This window comes from Streptomyces olivochromogenes (assembly GCF_001514115.1).
GTDB classification, from domain to species: domain Bacteria; phylum Actinomycetota; class Actinomycetes; order Streptomycetales; family Streptomycetaceae; genus Streptomyces; species Streptomyces olivochromogenes.
Map to the genome: position 1 here is coordinate 136,581 of NZ_KQ948465.1, position 13,400 is coordinate 149,980.

Genomic DNA, 13,400 nt, shown 5'->3' on the forward strand with positions numbered 1-13,400 from the left:
GCCGGGAGGCTGGAGCATGAGCATCTGGTGGTCACTCCATTTGCGGCGTGAGGCTGCGAGCGTTCCGCTCGCCAGACGTCTGCTGCTCGGCACGATGGAGACGGCGGGCGTCGATCCGGACGTCTCGTACGACCTCTCCGTGGCCCTCACCGAGGCCTGCGCCAACGCCGTGGAGCACGGCGGCGACGCCGCTCCCGGTACCGCGTCCGAGGCCTATCGGGTCACCGCCTACCTCGACGGCGAGAAGTGCCGCATCGAAGTCTCCGACTCCGGCCCGGGCTTCGCCCCGGGCCGTGCGCGTCCCGCGCTCCGCCCGGTCCGCGGCGACGCGGAGCACGGCCGGGGGCTCTGCCTGATCCGGGAACTCGCCGATCACGTCCAGATCGGCAACGAGCCGGGGCGGGGCGGCGCGGTGGTCAGCTTCGACAAGATCCTCAAGTGGAAGAAGGACGCGCCGCTGATGGCGGTTTAGCGCCCGGGTGACGGCGGCTTGGCGCCCGGGCAGGGGCGGATCGCCAAGGCAGTCTCCTGGATCGCCAAGGCGGTCTCGTGGATCGCCAAGGCGGTCTCGCCGAGCGGGAGTTCGGCCCTGACCTCGAAGCCGCCTCCGGGCCTGGGCCCGGCCCGGAGGCGGCCGCCCACGGACTGGGCGCGTTCGCGCATGCCGAGGAGACCGAAGCCCCCGCCCGGGAGCGGCGGTGTGGGCGGGGCCGATCGGACGGTGCCTCCGTCGTCGGCGACCGTGAGGGTCAACCGGTCGTGGGAGTAGGTGAGCCGGACCCGGGCGGTTTTGGCGGCTGCGTGTTTGGTGACGTTGGTGAGCGCTTCCTGCACGATCCGGAACGCGGTGAGATCCGCCGCCGGGGTGAGCTGCCGGGGTTCCCCCTCGGTGCTGACGGTGACGTCGAGACCGGCGGACCGGAAGGAGGCGGTCAGGCCGGCCAGGCGGGCGAGTCCCGGAGCGGTCGGCGAGGATGCGCCCTCGGTGCCCTGGGTATCCACGGTGCCTTCAGTCCCTTCAGTGCCTTCGTGTCGCAGCAGGCCGACGGTGGCCTTGAGCTCGCGCAGCGCCGCGGAGGTGGTGGTGGCGAGGCCGGCGAGGATCTTGTGGACCTGGTCGGGCTGGCCGCGCAGAAGGTGGGCGAGGGTGCCGGCCTGGGCGTTGGCCAGGGCGAGGTGCTGGGCGGTGACGTCGTGCAGCTCGCGGGCGATGCGCAGCCGCTCCTCGGCGACCCGGCGCCGGGCTTCCTCCTCGCGGGTGCGCTCTGCGTGCTCGGCGCGAGCCCGGACGGCGTCGAGGTAGGCGCGCCGGAGCCGGACCGCGCTGCCCAGAGCCGTCGGTATCAGCACCCAGGCGGCGGGGCCGACCGTCTTGAGGTCCATCGGGCGGTCGGCGGGCCCGGCGATGAGCTCCGTGGTCATCAGGAGCGCGGCGACACCCAAGGCGTAGCTCCTGCGCAGGGTGTTGTGCTCGGTGCGGAGGGCGAACGAGTAGAGCGCCACCATGAGCGGGCCCAGCGACAGCACCGTGAGCAGCCGGCCCTGCGCGGCCGAGGTCACGGCGGCGGCGGTGGTCAGGGCCAGCGCGGTGCGCGGGTGGTCGCGGTGGAAGAGCAGGGCGGTGCAGGAGACACAGGACAGGAGCGCGGCGGTCCACCACGGGGCGGCCGGGCCGGGGGAGCCGGCGGCGACGTACAGGCTGCCGGGGAAGGAGACGGCGAACAGCAGCAGGGCCGATGCCGTGTCCTGGGCGCGGGGACTGCTTCGTATGTGTCGCTGCCAGTTGGCGATCATCACCGGTTCCTGTCGGGGGTACGGGGCGAGGGCCGCCCGTGCCGAGCATGGGTGGCCCTCGGGCGCGCGGGGGCGGTCAGACGCGGGCCGGTTCCTGTGCGGCCGGGTCGTTCTGCGCCGGGGTGACGGCGGACTGCTGGGCCGAGCGAGCTTCCGGATTCAACGATCCCGTCGGAAGCTCGCCGCCACGAGTGAGTGGTCTCCCGAACCCGTGGTGTAGCGGGCTACACCATCTGTCTGGAGCCTGCTCTCCCGCGCAGCCGCACCAGGCGTGCCTAGCCTGGACGGCATGAGAACGACAGTGCGGGAGGCAGCGCGAGCCACGGTCCAATTGGGACGGGCCGCCGTACTGGCGTTCGGCTCGATCATCTTCATCACGGTGCTGCTGCTCACGGCCGTCGCCACCCTCGTGGTGGTCGGTGCCGGACTGCTGCCCGAGACGGTGCTCCTGGTGCGCCGCTTCGCCGGCGCCAAGCGGCGCCAGGTCGCCGAGTGGACGGGCCGGGAGATCCCCGAGGCGTACCAACGCGTCGAGGGCCCGCTCCGCCGGCGGCTGCGCACGGCGGTCCGTGACCCGGGCACCTTCAACGACCTGCGCTGGATGGTCGCCCACTACGCCTACGGCTTCCTGGGCGTCCTCGCGCTGCCGCTGTGGCCTGTCGGCCTGCTCGTCGACGGTGTACGACAGGGTCTGCTGGGCCGTTCACCGCTGGTCCTGCCGCTGGTCAGCCGTCTCGCGGACCTGGACGCCGCCTGGTCCACCGCCCTGCTCAAGCCCTCACCCAAGGCCCTGCTCGCGGAGCGGGTCGAGGAACTGACCGAGACCCGGGCGGGCGCGGTCGCCGCGCACGAGGCAGAACTGCGTCGCATCGAGCAGGACCTGCAGGAGGGTACGCAGGCGCGGCTGGTGTCGCTCTCCGTGCGGATCGGCGTCGCCAAACGGGCGTACGAACGTGACCCGGACGCCGCCCGCAAACTCCTCGACGACGCCCAGGACCAGGCCGAAGAGGCGCTGACCGAACTGCGTCACGTCGTCCGTGGCATCCACCCGCCGATCCTCACCGACCGTGGTCTCGTCGGGGCGGCGCGGGCGCTCGCGGCGAGCAGCGGGCTCGACGTGACCATGGACGTGGACGGTCTGGAGGACGGGGCGCAGAGCGGGGTCCGGGCCCCCGCGGCCATCGAGGCGGCCGCGTACTTCGTGCTGGCCGAGGCGCTGACGAACGCGGGCAGGCACAGCGCCTCGGAGCGGGCGGCGATCCGGCTCGCCCGTACGCCGACCGGGCTGAGCGTGGTCGTCCGCGACGAGGGCCGTGGCGGCGCCGACGAGGCGGCCGGTTCGGGACTGCTCGGTATGCGACGGCGGGTCGCCGCGCTCGACGGGGCCGTGCGCCTGACCAGCCCTGCCGGGGGCCCGACGGTGATCGAGGTGGACCTGCCGTACGCGTGGTGACGCCCTCAGCGTTGTGGCGACATCTTTGGCTGCACCTTTGGCGACATCTTTGGCGGCACCTTTGGTTTTCGGGCTCCCTGGAGAGGGCGATTTTCCGTCGACTTCAGCTTTCTCAGAATTCTTACCCTCCTCACAGCCCCACCCCATGCCCCTGACGGTTGCCCTTCCTAGCTTTCCGATCATGACGAGAAGCCACAAAGACACTTCGGTCACCCGGCGCCGTGCGCTCGCGGTGACGGGCGGCACGGTCGCCGCGGGCGGGCTCGCGGTCGCGGGCTACCAATCGGCGTTCGCCGACGAGACGACCACCGCCACCGACGCCGAGGCGACCGCCTCGGCGACCTCCACCAGCAGCGGCCAGTGCGTGCTGATGTCCAGCGTCACGGAGGGGCCGTACTACCTCGACGGCGCTCTGGTGCGCAAGGACATCACCGAGGGCAAGGGCGGCGTCCCGCTGACGCTGCGCATCACGGTGCAGGACACCACCGACTCCTGCGGTCCGGTCGCGGGCGCGGCCGTGGAGATCTGGCACTGCGACGCCTGGGGCTACTACTCCGGCTACACCACCGCCAACCCCGGCGGATCCGCCCCCGCCGAGAGCGAGGACGGCTCCACCGCGAACGACCAGACCTACCTGCGCGGCTACCAGGTCGCCAACGCCAACGGGGTCGTGAAGTTCGAGACGATCTTCCCCGGCTGGTACACGCCCCGCACCACGCACATCCACGTCAGGGTGCACACGGGCGGCGAGAAGGCGGACGGCACCTACGAGGGCGGCAAGGTCAACTTCACCGGCCAGTTCTTCTTCGACGACGACATCGCCGCCGAGGTCCAGTCCCTGGAGCCGTACTCCAAGCACACCGGCAGCTACACCAAGCTCGCCGACGACATGGTGTACGACGGCGGCGGCGCCTCCAGCGGGCTGCTCACCCTGAAGCCGGTCCACAAGAAGGACCCGTCCAAGGGCTTCAAGGGGTCCATCATCCTGGGCATCGACCCCGACGCCGAGAGCACCGGCGCGGGCAGCGGTGGCGGAGGTACGCCCCCGAGCGGCGCTCCGACCGGTACGCCGCCGAGCGGTGCCCCGAGCGACGCCCCGAGTGACAGTGCCAGTCCGTCCGCCTCGGCGTCCTCATAGGGTTCGCGCGTGAGCAGCCGCGAGGACGAGACGCTGGCGCGGGCCGCCGTGGCCGCGCTGACAGGGCAACTGGAGCTCACCCCCAAGCCCGGCCTGCCCGATCCGCGTGATCTCGGTGCCCGGGCCACCCGCCGGGACCTGTGTTCCCTGCGCTGGTCGGCCAAGGCGCTGACGCCCGGCCTCGCGGCCATGGTGGCCGCCGCCCGACGCATCGGCGGGCCCACGCCCGAACTCCGCACGGAGCTGGGCGCGATCGGCCGGTCCACCGAGCACTCGGTGACGCTGGCGGGCGGTGGCCACCGCGGGGCGCTGTGGGTCCTGGGCTTCCTGGTCGCGGCGGCGGCCCTGGACCCGGGGGCCAAGGGTTCCGAGGTCGCCGCCACCGCCAAGCGGATCGCGGCGCACCCCGACCGGCGGGCGCCGCGGCGGCCCTCCCGAGGGTCGTCCATGTCGGCGAAGTACGGCGCGGCCGGGGCGCGGGGCGAGGCGCGCGCCGGATTCCCGCACGTACGGAGGGCGTTGGACGCGCTCGCCGCCTCCCGCTCCGCCGGCGCGTCCGAGCCGAACGCCCGGCTCGACGCCCTCCTCACCGTCATGTCCACCCTCCAGGACACCGAGTTGCTGTACACGGCGGGCCCGCACGGGCTGCGGCACGTCCAGGCGGGTGCCCGGGGCGTGCTGGAGGCGGGCGGTACGGCGACGGAGGCCGGCCACGCGGCTCTGGCCGCCTTCGACGACGACCTCCACACGCGCGCGTGGAGCCCCCGTGGCACGGGGGGACTGCTCGCGGGCGCCCTGTTCGTGGACTCGCTTCCGGTGGTGGTCAGTTCGCCGGTACGGGTTGCCGCTTGACCCGGTCCTGCGTCTGATTCCCGTCCCGGTCCCGGTCCGGGTCCTGGGTCCGATTCCCGTCCCGGTCCGGGTTCCGGTTCCGGTCCTGATCCCGGTCCCGGTCCCGGCGGTGGGCTGTCACCTCGCGGGTGGCGGCCCACCGCACCGCCGGGCCCATCCCGTACGACGCCCCCAGCATCAGTCCCCCCAGCAGCAGCCATCCCGGCGTGCCCCAGCCCACCAGCAGCGCGGTCAGGACCAGCGGGCCCGCGGTACGCGCCACCGTGACGCCCGTGCCGAAGAAGCCCTGGTACTCGCCCATGCGGTCGGCCGGGGCGAGGTCGAAGCCCACCTGCCAGGAACCCGCCGACTGCTGCATCTCGGCGACGACCTGGAGCACCGCGCCCGCCACCAGGACCCCCGCCGCGACCCACGGCGAGGCACCGGCCGACAGCGCGAAGACCGCGCAGGACACCAGCATCACGAGCCCGGAACGGCGTATCGCGCGCGTGGCCGAGGCGAGGCCCGTGACACCGCGCGCCATCCGCACCTGGAAGACCATCACCGCACCGGTGTTGAGGACGAACAGCGCGGAGACCAGCCAGGCGGGCGCCTGGGTGCGCTCGGTGATCCACAGCGGGATGCCCAGACTGAGCAGCGGCATCCGCAGCAGCAGCACGGTGTTGAGGAACGTGACGAGCACGTACGGGCGGTTGCGCAGGACACCGGCCCCGTGACCGTGCCGTACGGTCACGCGCGGCACGGACGGCAGCCGCAGCAGCACACCCGCGCAGAGCAGGAAGCTCACCGCGTCCAGCGCGAACACCCCGAGATACGCGTCCCGTGTTCCGGCGTGCAGCGCGAGCCCGCCGAGGCCCGCCCCCACGGCGAGACCGGCGTTGAGCGTCGACTGAAGATGGGCGAGCAGCCCGGTTCGCTCCCCGGCCGGTATCAGCCCGGCGAGCAGCGCCTGCCGGGCCGCTCCGAGCCCCGACTGCGCGGAGGCGTACGCGCAGGCCGCGAGGACGAAGGGCAGGAAGCCGCGGACGACCAGGAAGGACGCCACCGCCGCTCCGGACGCAAGGGCCAGCAGCACCGCCGTGCCACGCGGCCCGCGCCGGTCGGCGAGCCGCCCCAGGGGTACGCCCACCAGGGAGCCGATCGCCCAGGCGACGGTCAGCCCGAGCCCCACGCGCGCGGGGGCCAGCCCCACGACGTGCGTGAAGTACAGCGCGGAGGTCACGTAATAGGCGCCGTCCCCCACGGAGTTGGTCAGCTGGGCGAGGGCCAGGACGCGTTGCGGTCCCGCGGGCGGGACGAGGCGGCTCGACTGCGCGGATGCTGCCGGATTCGTCATGACTTCGACGCTACGGGCCCGGTGGACCCGTCAACAGGCCCAATCCTCACACCTCTTTGCGACCCAATTGACTCCCGCCCGAGACCCCCTGGATCCTGCCCGAGACCCCTTGACTCCCGCCCGACACCCCTTGGTTCCTGCCCGACACCCCCTGGTGCCCGTCCAGCACCCGCCCCAACGCCTCCAGCGCTTCCGGATAGATCCGCTCCCGGGGAGTCCCGTAGCCCACGACCAAGCCCTGAGGCCGCCCCTCACCGCGCTCGTGCCAGTGCTCGCCGAGACGCCCGACCGCGAGCCCCTCCTCCTCCGCGCGCGCCAGCACCTCCGCCTCGTCCGCCACGTCCACCAGTGCGTGCAGCCCGGCCGCGATACCGCGTACGCTCCTGCGCGCCCCCAGCCGGTCGAGCAGCTGGTCCCGGCGTCGCCGGTACCGCAGCCGGCAGGCGCGCACATGACGGTCGTACGCGTGGCTGGTGATCATCTCGGCCAGCGCCAACTGGCCGATGGACTCGGTGTGATGGTCGCTGTGCAGCTTCACGTCGGCCACCGCGTCGACCAGGTGCGGCGGCAACACCATCCAGCCGAGCCGCAGGGCGGGGCCGAGCGTCTTGGACGCCGTACCCAGGTAGGCGACCTGCCCCGGTGCCATGCCCTGGAGGGCGCCGACGGGTTGCCGGTCGTAGCGGAACTCACCGTCGTAGTCGTCCTCGACGATCAGTCCGCCGCGCGCGCGTGCCCAGTCGGTGAGCGCCCGTCGCCGCTCGGGGTGCAGGGTGACCCCGGTCGGGTACTGATGGGCGGGCGTGACGACGACCGCGTCCGCCGGTGAAGAAGCCAACTCCCCCGCACGGGCGCCGCGTTCGTCCACCTTCAGCGGCACCACCGTGCCTCCGGCCCGCCGCACCACATCCCGGTGGAACGGCAGCCCGGGGTCCTCCATCGCGACCACCCCGCCGTCCAGCACGCGCGTCAGAAGGGCGAGCCCCTGCACGTATCCCGAGGTGATCACGATCCGTTCGGGCGGCGCGATCACGCCCCTGGCCCGTCCCAGGTAGCCCGAGAGCGCCGTCCGCAGTTCGATCCGGCCGCGCGGGTCCCCGTAGTCGTACGCCAGGGAGGGCGCCGTCGCGATCGCGCGGCGCAGCGCCCGCAGCCACGCCGCCGCCGGGAACGTACCGACGTCCGGGCTGCCCGGCCGCAGATCGAAACGGGGCGCACGCGCGCGAGGAGCCCCGACGGCCTCCGACACGGCGTCCCCGGGAAGGACCGCGACCTCGGTTCCCGACCCCTGCCGGGCTGTCAGATACCCCTCGGCGACCAGTTGGTCGTAGGCCCCCTTGGCCGTCCCGCGCGAGATGCCGAGTTCGGCCGCGAGCCGCCGGGTCGGGGGCAACCGTGTGCCCGGAGCGAGCCGTCCGTCGCGCACCGCGTCCCGTAGAGCCCGTTCGAGCCCGGTCCTGCGCCCCGCGGCCACGTCCGGCTCCAGATGCAGATCCACCCCGACACCGGACCAGAAGTCGTCGCCCACTAATCCCCCCCCGTGAGTTCCCGCGCCCAAAGGGGCGCGGGGCCGTGACACCATGCGGCTCCGCCGCGTGGGCGCGACCAGCCACGACCTACCCGCAGACGAATGGCCGGGCACATTTCGTACCCGGCCATCAGCCCTACGTCAGCACTAGTCAGCGCTCAGCTCTTCAGCGCCGCCATCCACGCCTCGACCTCGTCGGAGCGACGCGGCAGCCCCGCCGACAGGTTCCGGTTGCCGTCCTCGGTCACCAGGATGTCGTCCTCGATGCGCACGCCGATGCCCCGGTACTCCTCGGGGACGGTCAGGTCGTCCGCCTGGAAGTACAGGCCGGGCTCGACGGTCAGGCACATGCCCGGCTCCAGCGTGCTGTCCACGTACGTCTCGGTCCGCGCGGCGGCGCAGTCGTGGACGTCCATGCCGAGCATGTGGCCGGTGCCGTGCAGGGTCCAGCGGCGCTGCAGGCCCAGCTCCAGGACGCGCTCGACCGGGCCCTCGACCAGACCCCACTCGACGAGCTTCTCGGCCAGCACGCGCTGCGCGGCGTCGTGGAAGTCGCGGTACTTGGCGCCGGGCTGCACGGCCGCGATACCGGCCTCCTGGGCCTCGTACACGGCGTCGTAGATCTTCTTCTGGATCTCGCTGTAGCGGCCGTTGACCGGCAGCGTGCGTGTGACGTCGGCGGTGTAGAGCGTGTGCGTCTCCACGCCCGCGTCGAGCAGCAGCAGGTCTCCGGAGCGCACGGGCCCGTCGTTGCGCACCCAGTGCAGCGTGCAGGCGTGCGGGCCGGCGGCGCAGATCGAGCCGTAGCCGATGTCGTTGCCCTCGACCCGGGCGCGCAGGAAGAAGGTGCCCTCGATGTAGCGCTCGCTGGTCGCCTCGGCCTTGTCCAGGACCTTCACGACGTCCTCGAAGCCGCGTGCCGTCGAGTCGACGGCCTTCTGCAGCTCACCGGCCTCGAAATCGTCCTTGATCAGCCGCGCCTCGGAGAGGAAGACCCGCAGCTCCTCGTCGCGCTCGGCGGTGACCTTGTCGGTCAGGGCCGCCTCGATGCCGGCGTCGTAGCCGCGCACGACCCGGACCGGGCCGGTGGCCTCACGCAGCTTGCCGGCCAGCTCCCGCACGTCGGAGGCGGGGATGCCGTACAGCTGTTCGGCCTCGGTGAGGGAGTGGCGGCGGCCGACCCACAGCTCGCCCTGCCCGGACAGCCAGAACTCGCCGTTCTCGCGGTCGGAGCGCGGCAGCAGGTAGATCGTCGCCTTGTGGCCGCCGTTCACGTCCGCGGAGATGGTGGGCTCCAGGACCAGGACGCCGTCCTCGGTCAGGTTGCCGGTGAGGTACGCGTACTCGACCGAGGCGCGGAAGGGGTACTCCGTGTCGTTCGACCGGGTCTTCAGGTTGCCCGCCGGGATCACCAGGCGCTCGCCCGGGAAACGCGCGGAGAGCGCGGCGCGGCGGGCGGCGGTGTACTCGGCCTGCGCGATCGGCGTGAGGCCGCGCAGCTCGGTGTCGGCCCATCCGGACTTCATGTTCTCGGCGAGCTCGTCGGACACGCCCGGATACAGGCCGTTCTTGCGCTGCTTGATCGGCTCTTCTTCGCCCGCTTCGTCAGCGGCATCGTCGAGCACGGCTTCCGGGGTCTCCGGGTTGAGCGCCTCCGACACGGTCTGCCTCCTAGATACGACTCTGGACCTTCCCCCCAGCTCTCCGCTGTGCTCGAGCAGGGGGACACCCATCATCGTACGGTCGTACAGAAGCGAGCCCAGGGCCGGAAGTCCTGTTACGCGCAGAACTCAGCGCGACGGCCCCAGGACCGCGCTCGAAGTGCGGACCGCACTCGAAGCGTGGACCTCGCTCGAAGCATGGGCCTCACTCGAAGTGCGGACCTCACTCGAAGCGCGCCGCCAGGAGTACGACGTCCTCCGCGCTGTCCGCCTCGTCCAGCCCGTCCGGCAGCACGGACCGCAGAACATGGTCGGCGAGCGCGCCGGGATCCTCACGCAGCGTCCTGGGGACGCTGGCGGCCGCCGCGTGCAGGCGGGCGAAGGCGCGGTCCATGGGGTCGCCGGTGCGGTGCAGCAGGCCGTCGGTGTAGAGCAGCACGGTCTCGCCCGGCTCGGCCGTCAGTTCGACACTGGGCGCCTCCCAGCAGGCGAGCATGCCCAGGGGCGCGGACAGGGAGGTCTCCACGAACTCGGTGCGCCGCGCGCCGATCACCAGCGGCGGGCTGTGTCCGGCCCCGGCGAGCGTGATCTTGCGCAGGGCGGGTTCGCAGTACGCGAAGAGGGCGGTCGCGGAGCGGGCGGGCTCGGTCAGACGCAGCAGCAGCTCGAGGTCGGACAGGACGGCGACGGGGTCCTCGCCCTCCATCACGGCGTACGCCCGCAGCGAGGCCCTCAGCCGGCCCATGGCGGCGACCGCGCTGGGCCCCGCCCCGGTGACGGAGCCGACCGCGAGGCCGAGCGCGGCGTCGGGCAGCGGCAGCGCGTCGTACCAGTCGCCGCCGCCGCGCGGGCCCGTGCGATGCCGGGCGGCGAGCTGGACACCGGGGACCCGGGGCAGCCGCGGCGGAAGCAGCTCCTGGGAGATCGTCTTCATGCACGCGCGTGTGCGGTCCAGTTCCAGCAGCCGTGCCAGGTGTTCGGTCGCGTAGCGGGCGTAGAGGCCGACGAGGTGGCGCTGACGCTCCACCGGTTCGGCGGGTTCGTCGTAGAGCCATACGGCGGCGCCCAGCCGGCCCGCCGCCTTGGTGGACAGGGGCAGTGCGTAGCTCGCGGCATAGCCGAGCCGGGCGGCCACCTCGCGGTGGCGGGGGTCGAGCCCGTCCTCGGAGAGGAGGTCGGGCTGGGAGATCTCGCCCTCGCCGCCGGGCAGTCCGTCCAGGATCCTGCCGTACGACATGGCGCTGCGCGGGACGGTCTCGATGTGGCCGAGGTCGGCGCGGGCGAGGCCCAGGCCGATGGTGGTGTCAGGGCCGAGTCCGTCGCCCGGTTCCATGACGACGAGACCGCGCCGGGCACCCACGAGGGCGGCTCCGGCGCGCAGCAGCTCCTGCAGCGCGTCGTTCAGTGTCGCGGTGCGCACCAGGCGCTCGGTGAGTTCGTGGAGGGTGGTGAGGTCGGACACCCAGCCGGCGAGCCGATCTTGGAGAACGGCTCCGGGGCCGGTGGACGAGGTGGCCGAGGAGGAGCCCGTGACGGAGGTCGTCGGCGCGACAGTGTGTGCGGGCGCGGGAACCGTTGAATCGATTCCGGCCACTTTCGGAACGTGAGGGGCGTTCATGGCGTCCGGCTTTCCGACCGGTGCGTATTGCTCAATAGCATCGCAAACCCCCATGTCGTTCTGCGCCGCTAGCAGTGTCTCCACATGTACACGCACTCGTGAGGGGATGTCCAGCATTGTCCTGCTGGGATTCCTGGTGTCCATGAGACCCTCGGTAACCCTTGCGGGAAACCAAAGTTGGCTTAAAACTGACTCGGGTAACGGGTTATTGAGGTCGACTGGCCTCGTTCGACGGAGCGTCACAGCGGTCGTGATGGGTACGTACTCGGTGAAGGCCAGGGGTGGTTGGGATCCGCCCGGAACCTGGCGACGGACCCGGGCGTCTTAACCACCGACGACCGTGCCCCATCCTCCCGTGGCGGAGGCGGCAAGAAACAGCGGGACGGCAAAACGCCAGGCGCCGCCACCCCACGCCATGCCCATGCTTTAGACAGACGCAGTATGGACGCGGACGCAGCCAATGCTCGGCCCAGATGGGTTCCCCTTGCCGTGCGCAGGGGTGTGATGCGCCAGCAGGTACGCACAGTGAAGTGATCGACACATGACGTGATGTGATCCACGGTGTTGCCAGGCGTGCAACGGAAAGGAACGAGCGCTCATGCGCGAGATCCTCGGAAGGCGACGCAGGCTCCTGTCCAGGCGAAACGACGGCAGGCCTGAGATGCTCAGCGCGGCCCTGACCTTCGCGACCGATTGGCAGTGGCCCGTGCTCCCGGGTGTGGCACCGGACCCGCAGGGGCGTGCCCGCTGCGGGTGCCCGGACCCGGAGTGCACGGTGCCCGGTGCTCACCCCTTCGACCCCGGCCTCCTCGCGGCCACCACCGACGAGCGCATGGTGCGCTGGTGGTGGACCAACCGGCCGTCCGCACCCATCGTGCTGGCCACCGGAGGCAGGGCCCCCTGCGCGGTGAGCCTGCCCGCCCTCGCGGCGGCCCGCGCGCTCGACGCGCTCGACCGCACGGGCATGCGCCTCGGCCCGGTCGTCGCGGCGCCCACGCGCTGGGCGATCCTCGTCGCGCCCTACTCCATGGAGCAGCTCGGCGAGCTCCTCTACGCCAAGGACTTCGTGCCGGGGTCCCTGCGCTTCCACGGCGAGGGCGGCTACATCGCGCTGCCCCCGTCCGAGACCGGCCAGGGCCAGATCCGCTGGGAGCGCGCACCACTGCCCGGCTCGGCCGCGCCCTGGGTGCCCGATGTGGAGGCCGTGGTGGACGCGGTGGTGGAGGCGCTCACTCGTACGGGTGTGAGCGCGCCCGAGTTGTAGGGTGCCCGGCGCGCGGTGAGCCGCGCGCCCACCCGCGCTCGTTATGTTCCGCACTATGCAGCGTCATTCCGGGGGACACAGAGCCCCATCGTCTCCACGTTCCGGGCCGGACCTCCAGAGGGTCCGCCTGGTGGCGCTGGCGGGCCTCGTGGTGTTCACGGTCGCCCTGCCACTGACCGTGGCCTCCGCGGGACCCGTCGGTGACGGGAGCTCCGAGGCCGTACGCGCGTCCCGGAGGGTCGACGACAAGGGAACGGTGGCCCCCGCCGCGCCCCGTTCCGCTTCCGCGACCCCTCTCGCTTCCGCGCCCGTGCCACGGCTTCTGGGCCTCGGCCGGGCCACCGCCGCCCGTTGCGGGCCCGAGCTCTCCTCCTCCGACGGCATCGAGGCTCAGACCTGTGTCATGACGCAGGGGGAGGACACCTGGGCGCGCACCTACTACCGCAACGCGACCGGTGACGAGCTGAACTCCGCCCTGAGCCTCATGGGCCCCGGTGGCCGCACCGTGGAGATGAACTGCGTGGTGGGTGCCGAGGACGACCCGGGGGTGTGCGAGACGCCCAGAGGGCGTACGGCGGGGGGTGTGGGGGCGTACACGGCGGTCGCCGAGTTCGCGAGGAGCGCCGGGAGCGGGCCGATGCTGCTGCGGTCGGGAAGCGAGGCGGAGAGCGCCTCGGGGGAGTGATCCCGAGAGCACCTCGGGAAGTGGCTCATAGAGCGGCCCGAAGAGCGTCTCGGGGAGCAACTCGGCCCCGT

Annotated in this window: 11 protein-coding genes; 6 read left to right on the forward strand and 5 right to left on the reverse strand. The window is 72.4% G+C overall.

Annotated features, from left to right (window positions below; all coding sequences use genetic code 11):
• Nucleotides 1–16 precede the first annotated feature (16 nt).
• Nucleotides 17–472: an ATP-binding protein gene (locus AQJ27_RS33630; protein ID WP_054236932.1), complete on the forward strand. Its 456-nt coding sequence runs from the start codon at nucleotides 17–19 to the stop codon at nucleotides 470–472.
• Here the strand turns inward: AQJ27_RS33630 and AQJ27_RS33635 are convergent.
• On the reverse strand, nucleotides 469–1,794 hold the full coding sequence (locus tag AQJ27_RS33635) for a sensor histidine kinase (RefSeq protein WP_067376858.1): 1,326 nt from the start codon (nucleotides 1,792–1,794) through the stop codon (nucleotides 469–471). The genes AQJ27_RS33630 and AQJ27_RS33635 overlap by 4 nt on opposite strands.
• A 289-nt stretch (nucleotides 1,795–2,083) precedes the next feature.
• Between AQJ27_RS33635 and AQJ27_RS33640 the strand changes: the two genes are divergently transcribed.
• The 3 genes from AQJ27_RS33640 (at nucleotide 2,084) to AQJ27_RS33650 (ending at nucleotide 5,237) form a co-directional block, all read left to right on the forward strand.
• A complete protein-coding gene (locus tag AQJ27_RS33640) occupies nucleotides 2,084–3,247 on the forward strand; it encodes a sensor histidine kinase (RefSeq protein ID WP_067376862.1) in 1,164 nt (387 codons plus the stop codon).
• A 181-nt stretch (nucleotides 3,248–3,428) separates the two neighbouring features.
• The gene (locus AQJ27_RS33645) at nucleotides 3,429–4,385 is read left to right on the forward strand and encodes an intradiol ring-cleavage dioxygenase (RefSeq protein ID WP_235613677.1); all 957 of its coding nucleotides are present in this window, start codon (nucleotides 3,429–3,431) and stop codon (nucleotides 4,383–4,385) included.
• A 9-nt stretch (nucleotides 4,386–4,394) separates the two neighbouring features.
• Nucleotides 4,395–5,237 (forward strand): triphosphoribosyl-dephospho-CoA synthase, encoded by an 843-nt coding sequence (locus tag AQJ27_RS33650; protein ID WP_067376868.1) that lies wholly within the window; start codon nucleotides 4,395–4,397, stop codon nucleotides 5,235–5,237.
• On the opposite strand, the gene AQJ27_RS33655 is transcribed toward AQJ27_RS33650, so the two are convergent.
• The 4 genes from AQJ27_RS33655 to AQJ27_RS33670 all read right to left on the reverse strand — a co-directional run bounded on the left by AQJ27_RS33655 (nucleotide 5,209) and on the right by AQJ27_RS33670 (nucleotide 11,497).
• Complete coding sequence (locus AQJ27_RS33655) at nucleotides 5,209–6,573, reverse strand: MFS transporter (RefSeq protein ID WP_067376871.1); 1,365 nt, start codon at nucleotides 6,571–6,573, stop codon at nucleotides 5,209–5,211. The genes AQJ27_RS33650 and AQJ27_RS33655 overlap by 29 nt on opposite strands.
• Nucleotides 6,574–6,619: 46 nt before the next feature.
• On the reverse strand, nucleotides 6,620–8,101 hold the full coding sequence (pdxR, locus tag AQJ27_RS33660) for a MocR-like pyridoxine biosynthesis transcription factor PdxR (RefSeq protein WP_425275244.1): 1,482 nt from the start codon (nucleotides 8,099–8,101) through the stop codon (nucleotides 6,620–6,622).
• Nucleotides 8,102–8,259: 158 nt separating this feature from the next.
• Nucleotides 8,260–9,762, reverse strand: coding sequence for an aminopeptidase P family protein (locus tag AQJ27_RS33665; RefSeq protein ID WP_067376875.1), 1,503 nt, complete (start codon nucleotides 9,760–9,762; stop codon nucleotides 8,260–8,262).
• A gap of 223 nt (nucleotides 9,763–9,985) precedes the next feature.
• Nucleotides 9,986–11,497, reverse strand: coding sequence for a PP2C family protein-serine/threonine phosphatase (locus AQJ27_RS33670; RefSeq protein WP_079065436.1), 1,512 nt, complete (start codon nucleotides 11,495–11,497; stop codon nucleotides 9,986–9,988).
• Between the two features lie 481 nt (nucleotides 11,498–11,978).
• Between AQJ27_RS33670 and AQJ27_RS33675 the strand changes: the two genes are divergently transcribed.
• Entirely contained in the window at nucleotides 11,979–12,644 is a 666-nt protein-coding gene (locus AQJ27_RS33675; protein WP_067376881.1) for a bifunctional DNA primase/polymerase, read from the forward strand.
• Between the two features lie 55 nt (nucleotides 12,645–12,699).
• A complete protein-coding gene (locus tag AQJ27_RS33680; RefSeq protein ID WP_079065451.1) occupies nucleotides 12,700–13,329 on the forward strand; it encodes a hypothetical protein in 630 nt (209 codons plus the stop codon).
• Nucleotides 13,330–13,400 lie beyond the last annotated feature (71 nt).

What these genes read in the sequence shown, in the direction of transcription:
- AQJ27_RS33630 (WP_054236932.1), top strand. Translation starts at nt 17, where the DNA reads ATGAGCATCTGGTGGTCACTCCATTTGCGGCGTGAGGCTGCGAGCGTT.
- AQJ27_RS33635 (WP_067376858.1), bottom strand. Translation starts at nt 1,794, where the DNA reads ATGATCGCCAACTGGCAGCGACACATACGAAGCAGTCCCCGCGCCCAG.
- AQJ27_RS33640 (WP_067376862.1), top strand. Translation starts at nt 2,084, where the DNA reads ATGAGAACGACAGTGCGGGAGGCAGCGCGAGCCACGGTCCAATTGGGA.
- AQJ27_RS33645 (WP_235613677.1), top strand. Translation starts at nt 3,429, where the DNA reads ATGACGAGAAGCCACAAAGACACTTCGGTCACCCGGCGCCGTGCGCTC.
- AQJ27_RS33655 (WP_067376871.1), bottom strand. Translation starts at nt 6,573, where the DNA reads ATGACGAATCCGGCAGCATCCGCGCAGTCGAGCCGCCTCGTCCCGCCC.
- AQJ27_RS33670 (WP_079065436.1), bottom strand. Translation starts at nt 11,497, where the DNA reads ATGCTGGACATCCCCTCACGAGTGCGTGTACATGTGGAGACACTGCTA.
- AQJ27_RS33675 (WP_067376881.1), top strand. Translation starts at nt 11,979, where the DNA reads ATGCGCGAGATCCTCGGAAGGCGACGCAGGCTCCTGTCCAGGCGAAAC.
- AQJ27_RS33680 (WP_079065451.1), top strand. Translation starts at nt 12,700, where the DNA reads ATGCAGCGTCATTCCGGGGGACACAGAGCCCCATCGTCTCCACGTTCC.